This is a genomic window from Halosegnis rubeus (assembly GCF_009184545.1).
Lineage (GTDB): Archaea > Halobacteriota > Halobacteria > Halobacteriales > Haloarculaceae > Halosegnis > Halosegnis rubeus.
Genome location: NZ_QJOW01000002.1, coordinates 513,948 through 533,148, shown reverse-complemented (window position 1 = coordinate 533,148; position 19,201 = coordinate 513,948). Strand labels below are relative to the sequence as shown.

The window sequence follows — 19,201 nt, the reverse complement described above, 5'->3', positions numbered from 1 at the left end:
TCAGAACGCGTAGGGGTCGTCTGCGCCGGCGATTTCGGGCACGACCCATGTCCCGTCGGCGTCCTGTTCGACTTCGCCGGCGTCCTGGAGCCGGCGGAGTCGCTCCTTCGCTTCTTCGGTGCCGATTCCGATCGCGCCGGCGATACCGCGGGCAGTCACGCCGTCGCTCTGCTCGATGACCTGGAGCACGTCGTCGCCGGGTGCCTCGTCGTCGAATCCGCCGTCGTTGTGTTGCATGGCCGTACGTCGCTGGCGGGGGTATTTGAGGGTGCGGTTGTCCGGCCGGCGTGCGAGTCGGTCGCGCGACTACGCTCGCTGCTCGATAGCGCCCCGCACGTCCTCCCACACCTCGTCGGGAGTGCCTTCGCCGTCGATTTCGGCGTAGGCGTCGGTCCCGGCGTAGTGGTCGATGACCGGTTCGGTGTTCTCGGCGAAGACGCGGAGCCGCTCGCGGACCGTCTCCTCCGTGTCGTCCTCGCGCTGGGTGAGGTCTGCACCGCACTCGTCACAGACGCCCGACTCCTCGGGCTGGTCGAACTCGACGTGGTAGGTCTCGCCACACTCCGGGCAGACCCGGCGACCGGTGAGCCGGTCGACCAGTTCCTCCTCGCTGACGGCGAGTCGGATGACGGCGTCGAGCTCCGTCCGCTCGTCGAGGAACTCCGCCTGCTCGATGTTGCGCGGGTAGCCGTCGAGGACGAAGCCGTCGGCGTTACCGAGTGCCGTGACGACGATCTCGTTGACGACCTCGTCGGGGACGAGTTCGCCGGCGTCCATGAAACCGCCGGGCGTGTCGAACTCGAATCCCAACTCGGAGATGTCCATCCCCTTGTTGGCGCGCAGGGCGTCGCCGGTCGTGATGTGGTCGACGCCGAACTCGTCGCTGATTCGTGAACTCTGGGTTCCTTTGCCAGCACCGGGAGCACCGAGTAACAGCACGCGTGGCTTGCTCATGGGCTGGATTCTCGACCCCTGCGTAAAACTCTGAAGAAACTGGCCGCACTCGCCCCGATTGTTTGGCCGCGTGGGAGCACGGACCGACGTGCCGTGCTGAGTGGCGCGGACCACGGACCGACTCGCCGTGCGGGTCGAGTCGGACTGTGGACCGCGCGGTTGAAACCGCTCCCCGGTGAAGCGCGGGTATGAGCGACGAGAGCAACGAGTGGGAGGAACCCGACCGCGAGGAGTTCAGCCACGACCCGCTCGGCCACACGCACGTCTGGGAGGAGATGACCGTCGGCGACCTCGTCGAAGGGTACGGCGAGGCTGGCATCGGGGCCGCCGACGTTCACGAGGCCGCCGACATCTACACGGAGATGCTGGCCGACGACGACTGCACCGTCTTCATGTCGCTCGCGGGCGCGATGGTCCCGACCGGGATGCGCCGCGTCGTCGCCGACCTGATTCGCGACGGCCACGTCGACGCGCTCGTCACGACGGGCGCGAATCTCACCCACGACGCCATCGAGGCCATCGGCGGCAAACACCACCACGGCCGCGCCGAACACGAAGAACGCACCGAACGCGAACACGACGAGACCCTCCGCGACGAGGAGGTCGACCGCGTGTACAACGTGTATCTCCCACAGGAGCACTTCTCGCTGTTCGAGACCCACCTCCGCGAGGAGGTGTTCCCGCCGCTCGAAGCCGAGAGGACGGTCGGCATCGAGCGGTTCACCCGCGAACTCGGCAAGGCGAACGCGGCCGTCAACGAGCGCGACGACATCGAGGAGGGACCCGGCGTCGCGGCCGCAGCCTACGAGTCCGACGTACCGATTTACTGTCCGGCGGTCGCAGACTCGGTGCTCGGACTGCAGGCGTGGATGTACTCACAGACCTCCGACTTCTCGCTCGACGCCCTCTCGGATATGACGGCGCTGACCGACCTCGCGTACGATGCCGACCGCGCCGGCTGTCTGCTCGTCGGCGGCGGCGTTCCGAAAAACTTCACCCTCCAGACGATGCTCGTCACGCCGAACGCCTACGACCTCGCAGTCCAGGTTACGACCGACCCCTCCAGCACGGGCGGGCTGTCGGGCGCGACGCTGGACGAAGCCCGTTCGTGGGGGAAACTGGAGAAAGGTGCCCGCAACGCGACCGTCGTCGGTGACGCGACCGTCTTCCTGCCCCTGCTCGTCGCGGCCGCTCGCGAGCGGCTAGCCGAGTAGACCGCTTACTCGTCGCGCGTGAGCTGGTCGTCGCCGTGGCGCTCGCGCAGGTCGCGAAGGTACTCCCGCTGTTCGACCATGCGCGGGGTCGGCTCCGCGAACGCGTCGGCGAACATCTCGTCGGGGTCGGTCTCGACCTCTGAGAGCTGGTCGACGGCCGCGGCCATCCGGTCTTCGTTCGCCTGCTCGATTGCGGCGACGGCATTGTCATCGAGCACGCCCTGCCGGCGGAGATACAGTTCGAGCCGGTCGATCGGGTCCACGCGCTTCCACTGGTCGACTTCCGCGTCCTCGCGGTAGGCCGTCGGGTCGTCGGCGGTCGTGTGGGCACCGTAGCGGTACTCGACCGTCTCGATGAGCGTCGGGCGCGACTGGGCGTCCGGGTCGGTCGCCTTCTCGCGGGCTGCAAGCGTCACCTCGTAGACGGCGAGCGGGTCCATCCCGTCGACCTGCACGCCGTCGAAGCCGTACGCCTCGGCCTTCTGGGCGATGGTGTCGGCGGCGGTCTGTTCCTCGCGCGGCACCGAGATGGCCCACTGGTTGTTGTGACAGATGAACACCGTCGGCGTGTCGTAGACGCCGGCGAAGTTCAGCCCCTCGTGGAAATCACCCTCCGACGTTGCGCCGTCGCCGAAGTGACAGACGACGACCTCGTCGTCGTTACCCTGTAGCTTGGCGGCCATCCCGATTCCCGTGACGTGGGGGATGTGGTCGGCGATGCAGATGTTGAGCGGGAAGATGCGGTCGTCCGCGAGCGCGGCGTTGCCCGACTCGTGGCCGGCCCAGTAGTGCAGATACTCGGGCGGGAATCCACGCACCAGCGGCGCGGCGTGTTCGCGGTACTGATACGACACCCAGTCGTCCTCGTCGAGTGCGTACATCGACCCGAAGCCGGACCCCTCCTGGCCGGCCATCGGCGAGTAGGTCCCCATCCGGCCCTGTCGCTGGAGACTCACCATCCGGTCGTCGAAGTGGCGGCCGAGCTTCATGTCGGCGTACAGGTCCCGAAGCGTCGCGTCGCTCGCCGTCGGCTCGTACCCCTCGCGCAGGTGGCCGTCGGGCGCGAGCAGGCCGACGCGGTCGTCGTAGTCGCGGGCCAACAGCGTGCGGCGTGCCGACTCGTCCATACCTCCCGTGCGGTGCGCGCCGACATAGTTCTGTCCGAGCGCTTTTTCTCTCCGGTGGCGTAGCGACGAGTGGCCGATGACGAGCGACCGGGCCGAGCCGGTGTAGGCAGCCGGCAGTGACGAACCCTATGAGTGCCGAGGCCAGTTCTCTCTCGTGCGGTTCGGAAGCGAGATGAGCGAACGTCAGAGAATCGCGTACTCCCCGAGACGAGATAGCGCCGTGTCGACCCTGTCGGCTCCCCAGCAACGTATTACCGCCGGAGTCACGGGGTGGATGACAGCCCGGACAGGAACTCAGTCGGCAGTCGACTCCTCCGTTGGCTCTCCCAACAGTGCCAGCGCCATCCGTTCGGCGACGTACCCGAAGCCGTTGGCCAGATGCAACGTGAGCAGGACGAGAATCGTACCGACTCCCACTGCCAGAGCGGTCTCGGGGAGCGTCTCGACCGTCCAGGTGACGGGCTCACCGTTCACCTCGCCGAAGCTGACGTCGAACGGACGACGCACCACTGCCGAGATGAGCGTCACGCCCTGCACCACCCCGTAGGCGAGCATGACGCCGATTATCCCGAGAAAGATCTTCAACAGCAGAAAGCCGAACCCCCGCCAGGTGCTCGCCGCATCGACGGATCCCCGGAGGCGGCCGCCGACCCCGCTCCGATTCGTGACATCATCCGGAGTCTCCAGTGAGACGGCAAGGAGCGCGTTCACCAACTGCCGTTCCAGCGCCGCGAGCGCCCGCACGACAGCGAGCATCAGCGCCAGGATGGCGATTCCCACAAGCGCTACCGAGAGGAGCGTCCCAAAAATCATGCCGAAGCCGAACAGCGACCAGTACAGCATCGTGAGCGGAAACGACACAAAGAGGTAAGCCAGGTTCGCGTAGGTCCGGCGAGAGACGACCGGACCGAATACGGCGTCGATACCGCCTCGAAGCGTGATTCGACCATCGACGATGGAGGGCATCACTCACCCGTTGCACAGCCCAATACTAAACGACCGGTGCCGACGTGCGGTGTGTGCGTGAGTCCGTCCGACGGATGGGTATCGAGTCGAGCGAAGGCGTCGACCGTCTCGCCGGCGCGTTCTCGCATCGAGCGTGTTGTGAACCGGACCTTTCGACCCGCCCGCGACCCACGAGACCGGGCGTCTCACTTCCGAGACAGGAGTTCACGGCCCGAGAGTCGAGACGGGAGCGACCGGGCCGTCGTGCGACCGGCTTACGTCGCGGCTTCGATTGCCGCTTCGAGGTCGGCGATGATTTTCGCCGGGTCCTCGATGCCGACGGAGAGCCGGACGAGTTCGTCGGTGACGCCCGAGGATTCCTGCTCCTCGTCGGTGAGCTGTTGGTGGGTCGTGCTTGCGGGGTGGATGATGAGCGTCTTCGCGTCCCCGACGTTGGCGAGCAGGCTCGCCAGTTCGGTGGACTCGACGGTCTTCCGGGCCGCCTCGTAGCCGCCCGCGAGACCGAAGGTGATCATCCCGCCGTAGCCGCCCTCGAGGTACTTGCTGGCGTTCTCGTGGGTCGGGTGGGATTCGAGTCCGGGGTAGTTGACCCACTCGACGTCGGGGTGGGCATCGAGCTGCTCGGCGACGAGCATCGCGTTCTCGCAGTGGCGCTCCATCCGCAGCGGGAGCGTCTCGATGCCCTGGATGGTCTGCCACGCGTCGAAGGGTGACTGCTGATTGCCGAGGTCGCGCAGCCCCCGGGCGATGGCGGCGTAGGTGAACGCCGCGTCGCCGAACGTCTCGGCGAAGTTCACGCCGTGGTAGGCGGGGTTTTCGCTGGCGATTTCGGAGTACTTCTCAGGGTAGTCGGCCCACGGGAATGAGCCGCCGTCAACGACGACGCCCCCGACGGTCGTGCCCGAGCCGTGGAGCCACTTCGTCGTGGACTCCCAGACGAGGTCGGCCCCGTGTTCGAGCGGGCGACACAGCGCCGGCGTCGCGAACGTGTTGTCCACGAATAGCGGAACACCGTGGTCGTGCGCGATATCCGCGACGCGCTCGATATCCGGCGTGTCGAGGGCGGGGTTGCCGATGGTTTCGAGGTGGACGTAGGCCGTATCCTCGTCGATAGCCGCCTCGTACCCCTCGTAATCGAGTGTGTCCACGAACCGGGTCGTCACGCCACGTCGCTCGACGCTGTGGGTCAGATAGGTGTAGGTGCCGCCGTACAGCGAGTTCGAACTGACGATGTTGTCGCCCGCCTCGGCCAGCAGGAAGGTCGTGAGGTCGAATGCAGCCATTCCGGAGCCGGTGGCGGCCGCCCCGACGCCGCCTTCGAGGGTGGCCAATCGCTCCTGCAGCGTCTCGACGGTCGGATTCATCAGCCGCGAGTAGATGTAGCCCGGCTTCTCGAGCGCGAACTGCGCGGCCGCGTCCTCGGCGTCATCGAAGACGTAGGAGGTGGTCTGGTACAGCGGCGGTGCCCGCGCACCGGTCGCGGCGTCGGGTTCCTGTCCGGCGTGCAGCGAGTCGGTCGAAATCGAACGGGAGTCTGGGTCGTCGCTCATACCGTAGTTTGTGGTGCGAGACCGCTTACAGCTACCGCTGTGTGCAACACTCACACGTCGATAGCGAAAACGTGACCGAACCCGGGCGACTCGCTACTTCTTCGGCCCGTGGCTCTTCCCCGAGCGCGTGCTCGTTTTATGATGGAGACGGACAGCGAGCGCGAGCGGGACCGACAGGAGCGTCCCGACCGCGCCGGCGACGCCGACGCCCTGCCAGCTGAGCGACTGCTGTGGGCCGTTGCCGACGACGACCACCCCGCGCATCCCTTGGTCGCCGTACTCCTCGCACTCGTAGGTGGAGAGCCCGTCGCCGCCGAACTCGACGGCGTACTCGTAGCCGGCCGCCGAGGTCGTGGCCGACTCGTAGCCGAGTTCAGGGTCGACCACGTCGTACTGGTTCGGACCGTCCCACACCCAGCGGATGGTGGTGCCCGGCGAGACGTGAATCGCCGGCGGGTCGAACGCGAGCTGACCGCCGTTGCCCTCCGCGCCGACCGTGACGGTCACCTCCTCGCTGCCGCGCTTGTCGACGACGCCGGTGTAGTTGTCCGTGTTCGCGAGCCAGCCGTCAAACGAGCGGGCGTCGGGCGCGTCCTGTTCGCCCGTGTCGGTCTCGTTTGCCGACGGGGTTGGGGTCGCGGTGCTGCTTCCGGGCAGCGACACGTTCGCGTCGCCGGTGACGACGGCCCCGCGCATTCCCACTGCCTTGTGGGGCGTACAGTAGTAGCGGGTGACGCCGGCCGACTCGAAGGTGTGTTCGAACGTCGCACCCTGCTCGCCCTGCATCGAGGACTCGAAGCTCCCGTCGGAGGCGATGACGTTGTGGCTTCCGCCGCCGCCGGTCCACTCCCACCGAATCGTCGCGCCGGGGTCGATTCGGACGACCGGCGGTCCGTAACCGAACGCTCCGCCGTTGGCGTCTGCGCCGACGGTGACGGTCACCGTGTCGCTGCCCGTCCGGTCGGTGACGGAGCCGGCCCCGTCGGTGTCCGCGAACCAGTCGGTCAGGTCGGTGCCCTCCTGTGCTGTGACCGGGCCGGCGGCGAGGGTCGCCCCCGCGCCGGCCGCGCCCAGCATGAACGTTCGTCGTGTTGGCATCGGTCTCACCCCTCGTAGCCGGCGTGGTCCATCAGGTCGGCGAAGATGTCCGTGTCCATCGCCTCCTCGTAGACGATACCGGTCAACATTCCGCCGGGATAGCTCGACCCGTTGCGCACGTGGTCGACCTTGTGACAGTGCATCAGATAGATGCCGGGGTCGGCGTCGGCCTCGAACTCGACGGTATAGCGTTCCGCCGGCGAAACGGACTGCACGTCGCGCTTGTAGCGTGCCGCGTCGGGAATCTGTGAGCCGTCCCGTTCCACCACCTCGAACCGATGGTTGTGCATGTGTAACGGGTGAGATCGGAAGCCGGCGTTGACCCAGTGGAGCCGGACGGTGTCACCCGAGGAGACGACGATGGGACTGCCGTCTTCCGGATTGAGCGTTCGGGGCGCACACTTCCCGTTGATGGTGAACACGTCGGGGCGGCGGTTCGTGATGTCGTAGGTGGCGTCCTGTCCGGCGAGCTGGCGGGAGAGCCGCGAGTCCCACTCCTTGACGGTCATGAAGTACTCCTTGTCGGCGGGCTCGTACCCCTGCGGGTCGACGCGGAGCGTGCCGTACATCCCCATCTCCATGTGACGCGGCGTCTGGTAGTGACAGTGGTAGATGTGGGTGCCGGGGACGTTCGCCGTGAACTCGTAGGTGTGTGTCTCGCCCGGGCCGACGGTGATGCCCGTCGTCGTCGGGACGCCGTCGTTTTCCCACGTCTTGTGGATGCCGTGGAGGTGGAAGGTGTGGGGCATCCCCGCCTCGGAGTTGTCGAGCGTCACCTCGAACTCCGACCCCTCGTCGATACGCAGGATGGGACCTGGGACCGAAGGGTCGCCGTCGTCGGCCTGCCACGCCCACACCATCGGGAGATTCACCGGGCCACCCATCGACTCGCCGGGGTGGGCGCGGTGGGCCGCACGCACCGTCTTCAGCGTCACCGAGTTCCCCTGCTCGTTCAGATCGACGACCTCGGGTGGACTGGTCGTCGGCAGCGACTGCGACAGCGTCGACGCCGTGTTTCCCCGTTCCTCGACCGTCGGGTCGGTCGTCGTCATACAGCCGGCCGCCGCGACCGCGCCGGTCGTGCCTGTCGCCGCCACGAACTCTCGCCGCGTGATACCGTCGCCGGGTGCGCCAATCTTCGGGGTCATACAGATACGCCTTGTCGGGGGTCACAAGTAGCCCCCCGCGGTGAGTCCCAGTCCCGGAGACGCGAGCGAACACGTTCGGGCAATAGTATATAAACGCTCGATTCGGAACTTCGGCAAGGTAATGAGTCGGGCGACCCCGACCACTGACAGGGATGGCACGTGCACGACTCACCGTCACGACACCGGACGGCTCGTGGGCCGGGCGAGTCACGCGGAGCCATCCTGACGCGCACATCCGGGTCAGAACGGCGAGTATCGGTGAGCCGGCGACGCTCGTCGCGGAGGTGACAGCACCCTCGCTCGCTCCCGTCATCGCGGCCATCTCGGAGGCGGACGGGGTCCGCTCGCTCGACATCCTCGACCGCCACGGCGACACCGCAGTGTGTCGACTCACCGTCGCAGACGCCGGCCCGCTGGCCGCCGCGGCGGCCGCCGGCGCACCCCCGGAGTATCCGTTCACCGTCGCGGACGGCACCATCGAGTGGGAGCTAACCGCGACACGGTCGGCGCTCGCCGACCTCGCGGACGAGCTCTCCGAACGGGGTCTCGAGTTCACGGTGGCGGAGATGCGGCCCGGCGACGACGGCGAGCCCCTGCTCACGCCCCGACAGCGCACCGTCGTCCGGACGGCCGTCGACAGCGGCTACTACGAGGTACCCCGCGGTTGTTCACTCGCCACGGTCGCCGAGCAGGCCGACCTCTCGAAGTCGACGTGTAGCGAGATTCTCCGACGCGCCGAGAAACGACTGTTGACGCGCTATCTCAACGGGGGACAGCCGTGAGCAACCCGTTCGAGGAGTCGGTCGACCCGGCCGCGGTGTTGGCTGCGCTGGACGACGAGGCCTGTCGTGAGCTCATCGGGGAACTCGACACCCCACACACGGCGGACGAACTCGCCGAGGCGTCGGATATCGCCCGGTCGACCGTCTATCGGAAACTGGACATCCTCACGGACGCCGGACTGGTCGATGAGCGAACCGAGGTCCGGTCGGACGGCCACCACACGACCCGATACGTCCTCGATTTCGAGGCCGTCCACGTCCTGCTTGACAACGACCGCCACCTCGATATCGAGGTCGACCGCCCCGAAGAAGGACCAGACGAGCGCGTTGCGCGTCTGTGGACAGAGATTAGAGATTCGACATGACACACCCATACGCAATTGCAGCACTGAAGACAGTCACGCTGGCGCTCGGACTCGTCATCACCTACTACAGCGTGCAGGCGTATCGCAGGACGGACGCGGAGCCGCTTGCAGCACTCGCGCTCGGCTTCGGTATCATCACCATGGGCGCGTTCACGGCCGGAATTTTAGATTGGTTTGCCCCCGTCAGCCGCGACCTCGCGCTCCTCGTCGAGAGCGCCTTCACCGCCCTCGGCTTCGCGGCCATCTTCTACGCCCTGTTCGTCGACCGGGGGACCTGACGGCTACCGCCGCGAGAGTCCTCGCAGCGTGGCGACGAACAGCCCGCTCGCCAGCAACAGCCCGCCCGCGAGCGCGAACGCGATCTCGTAGCCGGTTGTCGCGACCCACCCGCCGAGCGCACTCCCGACGCCGCCACCGACCGCGCCGAGGGCAGTGTAGACACCGAGCGTCTCGCTGCGAATCGCCGGCGGCGCGTGTCTGGTGACGAGCGCGGGGCCGGTAACGGCGATGACGGCCAACGTCGCACCGATGACGGTGAACCCGACAGCGGCGACGGCGACGGCGACCGACTGGCTCGCCACGCCGACAAGCAGCGCGACGGCCGGGAACGCCAGCCCACGGACGAGGAGTCCACCCGCCTGCAGTCGCCGGAGGTCGAGCCGAACACGGCCGACCCAGCCGTACAACAGCGCGGAGACGACAGCCGAGAGCAGATAGAGGAAAAACACCTGACTGGAGCCGAAGGCGCGCTCGGTGAGAAACAGGGGAAGCGGTGCCCAGAATGCGGCCGAGCCGGTGAAGAATACGAACGCAGCGACGAGATACGCTGCTCGTCGGCATCGCAGACGTCGGCGTAGCCGGTCTCACCGCCGTCGATTACATCACCGCGCAGGCCGATGCGACCCAAATCGGTCACCTCGCGACGCGACACCTCCCCGATATCACGCCCTTCACCGACGGGGTTCCTCGCCGACCGATTCGCCTCTACAACGTCGGGACGGACGTGACCGTCTGCGTCTGTGAGCTGTCGCTCCCGCCGTGTGTCTCCGAGTTGGTGAGCGAGGAGCTGCTCGCGTGGGCGAACGAGACCGATATCGAGACGGTTGCGGCCGTCTTCGGCGCGTCCTACCCGCACGCCGAGGAGGACCACGCCGTCTCGTACGTCGGCACCGAGTCGTTCCGCGAGGGGGCGGTGGCCGACCGCCCGTTCGAGCCGCTGTCGGCCGGCTACTTCGATGGCCTACTCGGGGAACTGCTCACGGCGGGACTCGACGACCCGGAGCCGGCCGTCGGTGCACTCGTCACGCCGGCACATCCGCCGGGACCGGATATCGACGCGGCAATCCGGCTCGTGGAGGCGGCCGACACGGCCTACGGCGTCGGCGTCGAGACGACCGAACTCGAGAACCGCTCGGCGGCACAGCGACAGTACTACGAGGCGCTCGCAGAGCGGATGGCGACCCTGCGAGACGAGGGGACCGACCGACCATACGACGACCGGATGTTCATGTAGCTGTGGCCGGCAATCGTTGCCGGACCGAGCCATGTGGGAAGCTTTTACCCGCTGATTCGCGATTTTACATGTACGATGTCAGAACGTGGAGCGACGTTCAACTCGCTCGATACCACTCTCCCTGCGCCCGACTCGACGGACCGCGTCCACCACAACCCAAGCGAGGCGACGCTCCGCTCGCTTTCCGCCCACCTGGAGACAGAGACGGAGTTCGGCGCACCTGCCTACGTGAGCGAGCAGCGTTCGCGACAGTCTGAGTTCACCCGCAACGACACGGACAGCGACTTCGACGCCGAGGATTACACCCACGTCCAGACGGCACTCGAGGGCGTTCGCGAGACCGACCGCGAGTTCGTCTGTCTCGATTTGCAGGTGGGTCGCCACCCCGACCACACATACAACGCGCGCTACTTCGTCCCCGCCGAACAGGCGCGCATCGCCCTCGCGCTCACGCGGCTGTTCGAGCGCGGAGAGTTCGACGAGCCGGATTTCTGTACGGTCCAGCTCCCCGACCACGGCACGCTCGCCATCCGCACGCTCGTCGACGAGGGACTCACGACCGTCCTCGGAAGCGACTACACCGGCGAGGCGAAGAAATCCTTCCTCCGACTGTTCATGCAGCGGACGAAGGCCGCCGGCGGTCTCGGCCTCCACGCGGGCAGCAAGCGCGTCACCCTCAAGGACGACGGTGACACCCGCGATGTCGGCCAGCTGTTCTTGGGGCTATCCGCGACTGGAAAGTCGACGCTGACAGCCCACGGGCTCGGGCTTTCGGGCGCGGAGTCCGCGACGATGTTACAGGACGACGTGTGTGCGCTCCTCCCCGACGGCACCGTCGCCGGCAGCGAGGGAAACGGCCTGTACGTCAAGACCATCGGACTGGACCGCGACGAGCAGGAGGCCGTCTACGACGCCGTCACCCACAACTCTGCGGTGTTGGAGAACGTCGACGTGAGCGAGGACGGCACCGTCGACTTCGACAGCGACCGGTACACCACGAACGGGCGGGCCGCCGTCTTCCGGGAGCGACTCGCCTCTGCCGGCGAGGAGATCGACCTCGAGGAGGTGAATCAGGTGTTTTTCATCACGCGGAACCCGGCGATGCCGCCGGTAACGAAGCTGAATTCGGCGTCGGCCGCCGCGGCGTTCATGCTCGGTGAGTCGATTCAAACCTCGGCGGGCGACCCGGACGCCGCGGGCGAGGCGATTCGCGTCGTCGGCACCAACCCATTCATCGTCGGCTCCGAGGGGGAGGAGGGCAACCGCTTTCGCGACCTCATCGAGTCGCTCGACGTGGAGTGTTACCTGCTCAACACCGGCCGCGTCGGCGAGCGCGACATCGGCGTCACGGAGTCGGTAACTATCTTGCGCGAACTCGCCCGCGGGTCGGTCTCGTGGCGCGAGGACGGGGACACCGGCCTGTCGGTTCCCGCCGACCTCGCCGGCGTCGACATCGAGCAGTTCGACGCGAGCGCGAATCTCTCGGACGCGACCGACCGGCTTGCCGACCTCCGCGAGGAGCGGCGCGCGTATCTGGCCGCGTTCGACGACCTCGACGACGCCATCGTCGACGCCGTCTACTGAGCGCCCGGCGTGGGGGACTTTGTGCACACGCGACGACTCGCTGGTATGACCACCTCGAGTGCCCCCGACTCTCGCCGCGAACAGGTCGAGTTCTACCTGCTCGACCACGAGACGCCGGCGGGGAAGGCCGTCGACGTCGGGCTGCTCGTGTTGAATCTGCTGTTCGTGCTGGTGCTCGTCGTCGACACCTACCCGCTGGCTCCGCGGACCGAGATGGCGCTGTTGCGCTTCGAGGTGCTCGTGAGCGTCGTGCTCGCGGCCGAGTACGTGCTCCGTATCTACAGCGCCTCGGACCGCGTCGCCGAGCTGTTTGACCCCTACACTGTTATCGACGGCGTGTCGATTCTGCCGGCGCTGGCCGTCCTACTCGTCCCGGGACTCGGCGTCGGGGCCTTGGAAGTCGGGCTGTTGCGCGCGCTGCGTGTCGCCCGCGTCCTCCGATTCTACCGGTTCACCGACGACGAGGTGTTCTTCTTCGGGCGCATCGAGGAGGAGACGCTCCGGGGGCTGCGACTTCTCCTCACCGTGTTGACCATCTTCTTCATCTCGGCGGGGCTGTTCTACGCCGCCGAACACGGCCCGAACCCCGCCGTCGAGACGTTCGGAGACGCGTTCTACTACGTCGTCGTCACGCTGACGACGGTCGGATTCGGCGATATCGTCCCCGTTACCCCGCTCGGTCGATGGGTGACGGTCACGAGTATTCTGGCCGGCGTGCTCGTCGTCCCGTGGCAGGCCGGCCGCATCGTCCGCGAGTGGACCACCGCACAGAAGGAGGACGTGACCTGCCCGCAGTGTGGGCTCTCGTATCACGACCCCGACGCCTCCCACTGCAAGGCGTGTGGCCACGTCATCTACCAGGAGTACGACTCCCGGTAGAACGAACCACTTTTTGCCCGATTGTCGGAACTGACGACATGGAGCGACTCCGCGACTCACTGCACGACGCGCCCATCATCGACAAGGACGGCTACGAGTATCTCGTCCACCCCATCTCGAACGGGGTTCCGGTGCTCGACCCCGCACTCCTGCGTGAGGTCGTGGTCGGGATGGTCCGGCGGGCCGACCTGGAGGTGGACAAGATCGTCGCCCCCGAGGCGATGGGCATCCACATCGCCACGGCCCTTTCTCTCCAGACGGACGTGCCGCTCGTCGTTATTCGCAAACGCGAATACGGACTCGAGGGTGAGGTCGCGCTCCACCAACAGACCGGCTACTCCTCTTCGGAGATGTTCATCAACGACGTGGAACCGGGCGACAGCGTCCTCATAGTCGACGACCTGCTCTCGACGGGCGGGACCCTCGCAGCTATCTGTGGCGCACTCGACGACATCGGGGCCGATATCGCCGATATCGTCGTCGCGCTCCGGAAGGTCGGTGCCAACGCGCTCGACGAGACGGGGTACGACGTGAAATCGCTCCTCGACATCACGGTCGCCGACGGCGAAGTCACGATTCACGACTGAGTAACCCACGTTCGTGAGAGGGTGATGCATTAGTGTGCATACTCCCATCGTCTCGAACCGCGTTCTGTGCGCCGATGCGGAACAACTTTACACTGAGGTGTGTACCGACCGGTATGTCAGAGTCGGAGATGGACATCGAGTACGGCATCGACGAGCAGCCGCCGCCGCTGAAGGCGGTGTTGCTCGGTCTCCAGCATCTCGCGGTGATGATTGTGCCCGCGACGGCCGTCGCGTACGTCGTCGGGGGCGCGGTCGGACTCTCCGCGAGCGACCTCACCTACACGGTGCAGATGGTGTTGCTCTTTTCCGGTATCGCGACGGTCGTCCAGTCGTACGGGGCCGGCGTTGTTGGGGCGCGACTCCCCGTCGTGATGGGGTCGAGTTTCACCTTCGTCGGCGCGGCCATTGCCATCGGCAACAACTACGGGCTGGCGACGGTGTTCGGCTCCATCCTCGTCACCGGCGTCCTCGTCGAGTGGCTCATCGGCTGGCAGTTCAAGCGCATCGAGGCGTACTTCCCGCCGCTTGTCACCGGGCTGGTCGTGCTCATCATCGGGCTGTATCTCGTTCCAATTGGCTTCGAGTACGCGGCCGGCGGCGCACCCGTCGACGGCCCGCAGTTCGGGACGCTCTACAACCTCGGGCTCGCCGCACTCGTGCTCGTGGTCGCGGTCGTCCTCAACCTCGCGACCGACGGGCTGGCGCGCATCCTGAGTACGCTCGCGGCCATCGTCGTCGGCTACGTCGCCGCCATCGCACTCACCCTCGGCTCCGGGCTGGAACTAGTGAGCTTCGACGCCGTCGGCCAGGCCGCGTGGCTCGCACTTCCACAGCCGGGTCGGTTCGGTGTCCCCGAGTTTCGCCCCGTCCCGATTGCGACCTTCGCGTTCCTGTTTCTCGTCTCCGCGATGGAGACGGTCGGTGACATGTCCGGCGTGACGAGCGCCGAGGGACGCAACCCGACCAACGAGGAGTTCCGCGGCGGACTGTTCACCGACGGGCTGTTCTCGTCGGTCGGCGCGGCGTTCGGTGCCTACCCCATCACCTCCTTCTCACAGAACGTCGGCATCGTGAACTTCACGGGCGTGTTGAGCCGGTACGTCGTCACCGTCACCGGCATCCTGCTTGCCGTCTTGGGTCTCTCGCCGAAGGTCGGTGCGGTCGTGACGACGATTCCGAGCGCCGTCTTCGGCGGTGCAGTCCTGCTGATGGCCGGGATGGTGGCCGCGAGCGGGGCGCGGCTCATCACCATCCACTGTGAGATGAACCGCCGGAACATGACCGTCATGGGCGTCTCGCTCGGGCTCGGGTTGGGCGTCGCGACGGCTCCGAGTGCGGCCTTCGCACAGCTCCCGCAGTGGGCGAGTACGTTCTTCAGTCAGGCCGTCATCATGACGGGGCTGTCGGCGCTGCTCTTGAACACGTTCGCACCCGGGACACAGAGTCCGCTGTTCGGCGGCGAGCCGGAGACCGAGCCGCCGCTCGAAGAGCCGGTCGGGAGCGACGACTGACCCTGCGGGCGGTTTTGTGGCGTCGGCGCGTATCCCGGGCATGGACTTAGACCAGTTCGCCGACGACGCGCCCGAGGACGACGCCGACCCGGACGCGCGCTGTTGTGTCGTCGCGACCCGACAGGCGACGTTCGGGCGGTGTCGGGACGGTATCTACCCCTCTCCGCGCTCGTACGACCGCACCCGCCGCGAGTTCGAGTACATGGCCTTCTACCGGACCGCACCCGTCTCCGAGATTACCCACTACGCACCCGTCGAGGCACGCGTCGAACAGACCCGCGGCGAGTCCGGGCCGGTGACCGACGAAGACTGGGAGACGCTCATCGACCCGTTTTCCGACGAGCGCGTGGTCGTCGTCTTCCAGTTGGGTGAGCTTGTCCCGCTCAACTCGCCCGTCGAGAACGACCGGAACGGGGTTCGGGGCGCGTGGTACTGCAGTATCGAGGACCTCCGAGCTGCGGGAACGCTGTCGGCGTTAGCGGAGTGTTCCGAGACGTGATTACGACTCGATGACCGCATCACACCGCAGACACAACACCGCGTCCACGACGTGGTTGATGTCGTTCGCGCCACAGTCGGGACACTCGTAGCTGTCGTTGCCGTACTCCGTCGACCCGCGAGGCGCATGGAGGTGCCCCTCCTGTTCGCGGGCGTCGAGATACCCCGGCAGGCGAGCGCGGGCGAACCGAACCCGACGGGCGAGCGCGTCGGAGCCGTCACCGTGGATATCGTCCCACGCGTCGTCGTCGGGGCGCGACAGTTGGGTGAGCAGGTCGGTCCCGGCCTGCAGGAGTGGCTCCGTCGTCGCGCCGGCAGGGTCAACGACACCTGCCTCGGCGTAGGCGTTTCCCGCGCGGTCGTACGCCGCACTCGCCTTCGCGTCGTTGCCGGCGATTACCTGGCAGTGGCCAATCCACTCTTCGCAGGCGGCCGCGGCGAGCGGGTCGGCGTCGCGTCGGTAATCCGTCGCGACGAGTCGGGCCTGGAGCGCGCGGTTGTGGGCGGTGGTGTCGTCGCCGGCGATGCGGGCCGCGGCCCCAGCGAGCAGGAGATACCGGAGTCCGTCGCCGGCGCTCGTTCGGTCGTCGGTTAGGGTGCGCTCGAACCCCTCGTAGCCGGCCATCGTCCCGTACGCTCCGAGGGTGTAGCCGTCCACGATATCGGGCCACCGTTCCGTACCCAGCAGTCGAATCGCGCGGGCAGCGTGGTCGCGGTCGGACATACCCAAATGACGGGACCACGCCCGAGAGTCGTTCGGGTAGCGGCAACGCGTTCAGTAACAGCGCACGTCGACCCGCTCGTCGTAGAGTCGCTGACACAGCGTCGTAATCGGCCCGGTGCCGATGGCGATGCCGTCGACCGACTCGACTGGCCGCAGTTCCCACGTCGAGTTCGTCAGGAAGGCCTCGTCGGCCTCGCGCACGTCATCGAGGTCGTACTCGCCGGTCTCGACCGGAAACGACTCGCCGCGGGCGATATCGAGGACGTGCTCGCGGGTGATACCGGGGAGCAGTTCCCCACGTTCGGGTGTCTTCAACACGCCGTCGCTCACGAAAAAGAGGTTGCTCGTCGTCCCCTCCTGCACGCGACCGGCCTGGTCGCGCACGAGCGCCTCGTCGGGCTGGTGGTCCTCGGTCGTGGCGCGTCTGAGTTCGAGCCGCGCCATGATTCCGTTCAGGTAGTTGTGGGTCTTCGCGTCGGCCGGAACCGCGTTCGACGGAACGCGGCGGGTCGTCACCGTCTGGACCGTCGCCGGGTCGTCCCAGACGCGTTCACCCGCCAGTCCGCCCCGCGGGAGCGGTTTGACGACGACCACGACGGTCGGGTCGGTCGCCGGCTTGGGCGTGAGCTTCCCCGACTGGACGCCGCGAGTCACCGACACCCGGACGTAGGCGTCAGCGAGGTCGTTCGCCGCGAGCGTCTCCGCCACGCGCTCAGTCAGGTCGGCGGGAACGGCCTCGGCCATGCCGAGCGTCTCGCAGGTGGCAGCCAGTCGGTCGCGGTGGTCACTCCACGCGAACACCTCGCCGCCGTACGCGCGGCAGGTCTCGAAGGCAGCGTCGCCGTAGCGGAACCCTCGGTCCTCGACGCTGACAGTGGCGTCCTCGCGAGCGACGAGGTCGCCGTCGACGTGATACTCCATGTCCGCGTCACGACCGGGAGCTACCTCGGTCTGTCGGACCGAGCGAGTGAAGGTGACGCCACCCTCAGTCCGTGTATGTTCTCGGTCGTCGGCTGTTCGAACTGCGATGAGCTGTGGGTCGTGGAGGGGCGACCCGACACCACGCGGTGTCGCCGGTGTGGCACCCGCCGGCAGTTCTCGAAGCTCAAGAAGTTCGCCGAGACCGATACGGCCGAATCGGCGAAGAACGTCCGCTCGGTGATGAAACAGCGACAGGCCGGTGACGATTCCGACCTCGATGACTTCGCGTCGATGGGTGAGGAGGCCGCCGACGCCGGGATAGACGACGCCGACTACCTCGACGCGGTCGGCGTCGACAGCGCGGCCGTCGCCGAGGCCGGCACCGTCGAGTCCGGTCGCTCGCTCTCCAAGCGCGAGGCCGTCGAGACCGCACTCGACGAGTTGGACCGGCCGACGACGGACGCGGTTGCCGAGTTCGCGGCCGAACACGGCGCGAGTCGCGACTACGTCGAGCGGGCCCTCGAGAAGCTGGAGCGTGCCGGCGAGGTGACGGAGTCAGGGGGTGAGTACCGCAGCCTGTGAGCGATTCGAGGAGCGATTCGAACGACGGCTGGGAGCCTGACCCCGAGTGGGACGACCCCGGCAGCGACGGCGAGTCGGTCGGCTGGCCGGCTCTCTCGGAACTGGACCCCGTCTCTATCGTGGTCGGGACGATCGTCGGCGTCGCCGGCGTGCTCCTGCTCATCCAGCCGTCGGTGCGGGTCATCGGGGTGTTCGGGACGCGCATCCCGACGTTCGTGCTCTCGTCCGGTGTGCTCTCGCTCGGCTTCGCGGTCGGCGCGCCGGCGTATCTTCGACGGGGGTACTGGCTTCGCGGCGTCGCCCACGCCATCGGCGCGGTCGGCTTCGGCGGGCTCTTTTTCGCCGCGGGCTTCGGGAGTCTCCTCCTGCTGTGGGCGGGGCTTGCGGTTATCATCGGCGGCGTGCTCTTTCTGGCGGCGGAGTCGCGGAAGCTGGAGTAGTCACGGGGTCGTAGCTCCTCGATTGCACGCGACGGCATAGGGGGCGAAAATCAGTGTACACCGACGTGTCGTCACGGTCTACGCAAGAGGCACGACCGGGAACAGATTCATCTGTTAACGTCGTTAACGATTCTGTATGGGAACCAAACATCTCCGGGTGGATGAGGACCTCCACGCCTACATCAAATCGGAGCGGCGAGACGGCGAGACGCTCAACGAGACGCTCAAGCGGCTGCTTGACGGCTACTCGTTGTCGCAGTTCGCGGATGACGCCGCCGAACTCGACCTTGATTTCAGCGTCGAAGAAGCCACGGACGGCGCGGTTGACGCCACGCCACCGGGGGAGGAACCGTGATTGTCGACACGCAGTATCTCGGTGCGTTAGCCGACCAGAACGCCGCCGCACGAGAGAAGGCGGCGGAACTCAGCGACACCGCCGTCCCGGTTCGTGTGCCGACGGCGGTCGTCTGGGAAGCGTACACCGGGCTTGGAAACATCGCCTTCGAGTCGGATGCTACCGCGCTCCGTCGGCTCTACGAGCGACTGCTCCGGTCGCACTCGTCGCTCGAGATGACCCCGGAGGTCGCCAAGCGTGCGGGAGAGCTGAACGGGACGCAAATGAACTCGGACACACGCTCACAGCTCGACGGCGCAGATTCAGTCGTTGCGGCTCACGGTCTTCTTCTCGGTGAGCCAGTCATCTCCAACGATAGCGATTTTCGCGACGTGGAGGGGCTCGAAGTCGTGACTTACTGACC

The 19,201-nt window shown here is 66.9% G+C and carries 24 protein-coding genes; 14 read left to right on the top strand and 10 right to left on the bottom strand.

The features are described 5' to 3' along the window. Window positions 1–237, bottom strand: coding sequence for a hypothetical protein (locus DMP03_RS07440; RefSeq protein WP_152120054.1), 237 nt, complete (start codon window positions 235–237; stop codon window positions 1–3). Window positions 238–306: 69 nt separating this feature from the next. Next, entirely contained in the window at window positions 307–954 is a 648-nt protein-coding gene (locus DMP03_RS07435; RefSeq protein WP_152120053.1) for an adenylate kinase, read from the bottom strand. A 188-nt stretch (window positions 955–1,142) separates the two neighbouring features. Between DMP03_RS07435 and DMP03_RS07430 the strand changes: the two genes are divergently transcribed. Further along, window positions 1,143–2,168, top strand: a complete 1,026-nt coding sequence (locus tag DMP03_RS07430; protein WP_152120052.1) for a deoxyhypusine synthase — start codon at window positions 1,143–1,145, stop codon at window positions 2,166–2,168. Window positions 2,169–2,173: 5 nt separating this feature from the next. Here DMP03_RS07430 and DMP03_RS07425 read toward each other — a convergent pair whose 3' ends face one another. The 5 genes from DMP03_RS07425 to DMP03_RS07405 all read right to left on the bottom strand — a co-directional run bounded on the left by DMP03_RS07425 (window position 2,174) and on the right by DMP03_RS07405 (window position 8,057). Next, entirely contained in the window at window positions 2,174–3,295 is a 1,122-nt protein-coding gene (locus DMP03_RS07425; RefSeq protein WP_152120051.1) for a thiamine pyrophosphate-dependent enzyme, read from the bottom strand. Between the two features lie 294 nt (window positions 3,296–3,589). Then, on the bottom strand, window positions 3,590–4,261 hold the full coding sequence (locus tag DMP03_RS07420) for a sensor domain-containing protein (protein ID WP_152120050.1): 672 nt from the start codon (window positions 4,259–4,261) through the stop codon (window positions 3,590–3,592). A gap of 254 nt (window positions 4,262–4,515) precedes the next feature. Next, entirely contained in the window at window positions 4,516–5,811 is a 1,296-nt protein-coding gene (locus tag DMP03_RS07415) for an O-acetylhomoserine aminocarboxypropyltransferase/cysteine synthase family protein (RefSeq protein WP_152120049.1), read from the bottom strand. Window positions 5,812–5,904: 93 nt separating this feature from the next. Then, a complete protein-coding gene (locus DMP03_RS07410) occupies window positions 5,905–6,909 on the bottom strand; it encodes a halocyanin domain-containing protein (RefSeq protein ID WP_152120048.1) in 1,005 nt (334 codons plus the stop codon). 5 nt (window positions 6,910–6,914) lie between these two features. After that, window positions 6,915–8,057 carry a multicopper oxidase domain-containing protein gene (locus tag DMP03_RS07405; RefSeq protein ID WP_152120047.1) on the bottom strand — a complete coding sequence of 381 codons (1,143 nt, stop codon included), beginning with the start codon at window positions 8,055–8,057 and terminating at the stop codon, window positions 6,915–6,917. A gap of 152 nt (window positions 8,058–8,209) precedes the next feature. Here DMP03_RS07405 and DMP03_RS07400 point away from each other — a divergent pair, with 152 nt between their 5' ends. The 3 genes from DMP03_RS07400 to DMP03_RS07390 are packed head-to-tail and all read left to right on the top strand — an operon-like array spanning window position 8,210 to window position 9,482. Then, a complete protein-coding gene (locus DMP03_RS07400; RefSeq protein ID WP_152120046.1) occupies window positions 8,210–8,839 on the top strand; it encodes a helix-turn-helix domain-containing protein in 630 nt (209 codons plus the stop codon). After that, window positions 8,836–9,204: a winged helix-turn-helix domain-containing protein gene (locus DMP03_RS07395; RefSeq protein WP_152120045.1), complete on the top strand. Its 369-nt coding sequence runs from the start codon at window positions 8,836–8,838 to the stop codon at window positions 9,202–9,204. Before DMP03_RS07400 ends, DMP03_RS07395 begins: the two co-directional genes overlap by 4 nt. After that, window positions 9,201–9,482 carry a DUF7521 family protein gene (locus DMP03_RS07390; RefSeq protein ID WP_152120044.1) on the top strand — a complete coding sequence of 94 codons (282 nt, stop codon included), beginning with the start codon at window positions 9,201–9,203 and terminating at the stop codon, window positions 9,480–9,482. Before DMP03_RS07395 ends, DMP03_RS07390 begins: the two co-directional genes overlap by 4 nt. Window positions 9,483–9,485: 3 nt before the next feature. Here DMP03_RS07390 and DMP03_RS07385 read toward each other — a convergent pair whose 3' ends face one another. Then, on the bottom strand, window positions 9,486–10,049 hold the full coding sequence (locus tag DMP03_RS07385) for an MFS transporter (protein WP_152120043.1): 564 nt from the start codon (window positions 10,047–10,049) through the stop codon (window positions 9,486–9,488). Between DMP03_RS07385 and DMP03_RS07380 the strand changes: the two genes are divergently transcribed. The 6 genes from DMP03_RS07380 to DMP03_RS07355 all read left to right on the top strand — a co-directional run bounded on the left by DMP03_RS07380 (window position 10,007) and on the right by DMP03_RS07355 (window position 15,777). Then, complete coding sequence (locus DMP03_RS07380; RefSeq protein ID WP_152120042.1) at window positions 10,007–10,717, top strand: proteasome assembly chaperone family protein; 711 nt, start codon at window positions 10,007–10,009, stop codon at window positions 10,715–10,717. The two genes, DMP03_RS07385 and DMP03_RS07380, sit on opposite strands and share 43 nt — an antisense overlap. 75 nt (window positions 10,718–10,792) lie before the next feature. Then, window positions 10,793–12,301, top strand: coding sequence for a phosphoenolpyruvate carboxykinase (ATP) (locus tag DMP03_RS07375; RefSeq protein WP_152120041.1), 1,509 nt, complete (start codon window positions 10,793–10,795; stop codon window positions 12,299–12,301). Window positions 12,302–12,346: 45 nt separating this feature from the next. After that, the gene (locus DMP03_RS07370) at window positions 12,347–13,180 is read left to right on the top strand and encodes an ion transporter (RefSeq protein ID WP_152120040.1); all 834 of its coding nucleotides are present in this window, start codon (window positions 12,347–12,349) and stop codon (window positions 13,178–13,180) included. A gap of 38 nt (window positions 13,181–13,218) precedes the next feature. Continuing rightward, window positions 13,219–13,767, top strand: a complete 549-nt coding sequence (hpt, locus tag DMP03_RS07365; RefSeq protein ID WP_152120039.1) for a hypoxanthine/guanine phosphoribosyltransferase — start codon at window positions 13,219–13,221, stop codon at window positions 13,765–13,767. 113 nt (window positions 13,768–13,880) lie between these two features. After that, window positions 13,881–15,278 (top strand): uracil-xanthine permease family protein, encoded by a 1,398-nt coding sequence (locus DMP03_RS07360; protein ID WP_152120038.1) that lies wholly within the window; start codon window positions 13,881–13,883, stop codon window positions 15,276–15,278. A 40-nt stretch (window positions 15,279–15,318) separates the two neighbouring features. Then, the gene (locus DMP03_RS07355; RefSeq protein WP_152120037.1) at window positions 15,319–15,777 is read left to right on the top strand and encodes a hypothetical protein; all 459 of its coding nucleotides are present in this window, start codon (window positions 15,319–15,321) and stop codon (window positions 15,775–15,777) included. Here the strand turns inward: DMP03_RS07355 and DMP03_RS07350 are convergent, their stop codons facing one another. Beyond that, the gene (locus DMP03_RS07350; protein ID WP_152120036.1) at window positions 15,778–16,500 is read right to left on the bottom strand and encodes a hypothetical protein; all 723 of its coding nucleotides are present in this window, start codon (window positions 16,498–16,500) and stop codon (window positions 15,778–15,780) included. Window positions 16,501–16,551: 51 nt separating this feature from the next. Further along, window positions 16,552–17,421 carry an aminotransferase class IV gene (locus DMP03_RS07345; protein WP_152120035.1) on the bottom strand — a complete coding sequence of 290 codons (870 nt, stop codon included), beginning with the start codon at window positions 17,419–17,421 and terminating at the stop codon, window positions 16,552–16,554. Between the two features lie 75 nt (window positions 17,422–17,496). Here DMP03_RS07345 and DMP03_RS07340 point away from each other — a divergent pair, with 75 nt between their 5' ends. The 4 genes from DMP03_RS07340 to DMP03_RS07325 all read left to right on the top strand — a co-directional run bounded on the left by DMP03_RS07340 (window position 17,497) and on the right by DMP03_RS07325 (window position 19,199). Beyond that, on the top strand, window positions 17,497–18,003 hold the full coding sequence (locus tag DMP03_RS07340) for a DUF5817 domain-containing protein (protein WP_152120107.1): 507 nt from the start codon (window positions 17,497–17,499) through the stop codon (window positions 18,001–18,003). Beyond that, window positions 18,000–18,443: a hypothetical protein gene (locus DMP03_RS07335; protein WP_225870715.1), complete on the top strand. Its 444-nt coding sequence runs from the start codon at window positions 18,000–18,002 to the stop codon at window positions 18,441–18,443. The genes DMP03_RS07340 and DMP03_RS07335 overlap by 4 nt, the downstream gene beginning before the upstream one ends. Window positions 18,444–18,579: 136 nt before the next feature. Beyond that, window positions 18,580–18,798 (top strand): hypothetical protein, encoded by a 219-nt coding sequence (locus tag DMP03_RS07330; protein ID WP_152120034.1) that lies wholly within the window; start codon window positions 18,580–18,582, stop codon window positions 18,796–18,798. Then, on the top strand, window positions 18,795–19,199 hold the full coding sequence (locus tag DMP03_RS07325; RefSeq protein ID WP_152120033.1) for a PIN domain-containing protein: 405 nt from the start codon (window positions 18,795–18,797) through the stop codon (window positions 19,197–19,199). Before DMP03_RS07330 ends, DMP03_RS07325 begins: the two co-directional genes overlap by 4 nt. Window positions 19,200–19,201 lie beyond the last annotated feature (2 nt).

Coding starts and splice junctions, on each gene's coding strand:
- DMP03_RS07360 (WP_152120038.1), top strand. CDS start 13,881: ATGTCAGAGTCGGAGATGGACATCGAGTACGGCATCGACGAGCAGCCG.
- DMP03_RS07375 (WP_152120041.1), top strand. CDS start 10,793: ATGTCAGAACGTGGAGCGACGTTCAACTCGCTCGATACCACTCTCCCT.
- DMP03_RS07420 (WP_152120050.1), bottom strand. CDS start 4,261: ATGCCCTCCATCGTCGATGGTCGAATCACGCTTCGAGGCGGTATCGAC.
- DMP03_RS07425 (WP_152120051.1), bottom strand. CDS start 3,295: ATGGACGAGTCGGCACGCCGCACGCTGTTGGCCCGCGACTACGACGAC.
- DMP03_RS07435 (WP_152120053.1), bottom strand. CDS start 954: ATGAGCAAGCCACGCGTGCTGTTACTCGGTGCTCCCGGTGCTGGCAAA.
- DMP03_RS07330 (WP_152120034.1), top strand. CDS start 18,580: ATGGGAACCAAACATCTCCGGGTGGATGAGGACCTCCACGCCTACATC.
- DMP03_RS07370 (WP_152120040.1), top strand. CDS start 12,347: ATGACCACCTCGAGTGCCCCCGACTCTCGCCGCGAACAGGTCGAGTTC.
- DMP03_RS07390 (WP_152120044.1), top strand. CDS start 9,201: ATGACACACCCATACGCAATTGCAGCACTGAAGACAGTCACGCTGGCG.
- DMP03_RS07440 (WP_152120054.1), bottom strand. CDS start 237: ATGCAACACAACGACGGCGGATTCGACGACGAGGCACCCGGCGACGAC.
- DMP03_RS07400 (WP_152120046.1), top strand. CDS start 8,210: ATGGCACGTGCACGACTCACCGTCACGACACCGGACGGCTCGTGGGCC.
- DMP03_RS07340 (WP_152120107.1), top strand. CDS start 17,497: ATGTTCTCGGTCGTCGGCTGTTCGAACTGCGATGAGCTGTGGGTCGTG.
- DMP03_RS07345 (WP_152120035.1), bottom strand. CDS start 17,421: ATGGAGTATCACGTCGACGGCGACCTCGTCGCTCGCGAGGACGCCACT.
- DMP03_RS07430 (WP_152120052.1), top strand. CDS start 1,143: ATGAGCGACGAGAGCAACGAGTGGGAGGAACCCGACCGCGAGGAGTTC.
- DMP03_RS07350 (WP_152120036.1), bottom strand. CDS start 16,500: ATGTCCGACCGCGACCACGCTGCCCGCGCGATTCGACTGCTGGGTACG.
- DMP03_RS07415 (WP_152120049.1), bottom strand. CDS start 5,811: ATGAGCGACGACCCAGACTCCCGTTCGATTTCGACCGACTCGCTGCAC.
- DMP03_RS07410 (WP_152120048.1), bottom strand. CDS start 6,909: ATGCCAACACGACGAACGTTCATGCTGGGCGCGGCCGGCGCGGGGGCG.
- DMP03_RS07405 (WP_152120047.1), bottom strand. CDS start 8,057: ATGACCCCGAAGATTGGCGCACCCGGCGACGGTATCACGCGGCGAGAG.
- DMP03_RS07355 (WP_152120037.1), top strand. CDS start 15,319: ATGGACTTAGACCAGTTCGCCGACGACGCGCCCGAGGACGACGCCGAC.
- hpt (WP_152120039.1), top strand. CDS start 13,219: ATGGAGCGACTCCGCGACTCACTGCACGACGCGCCCATCATCGACAAG.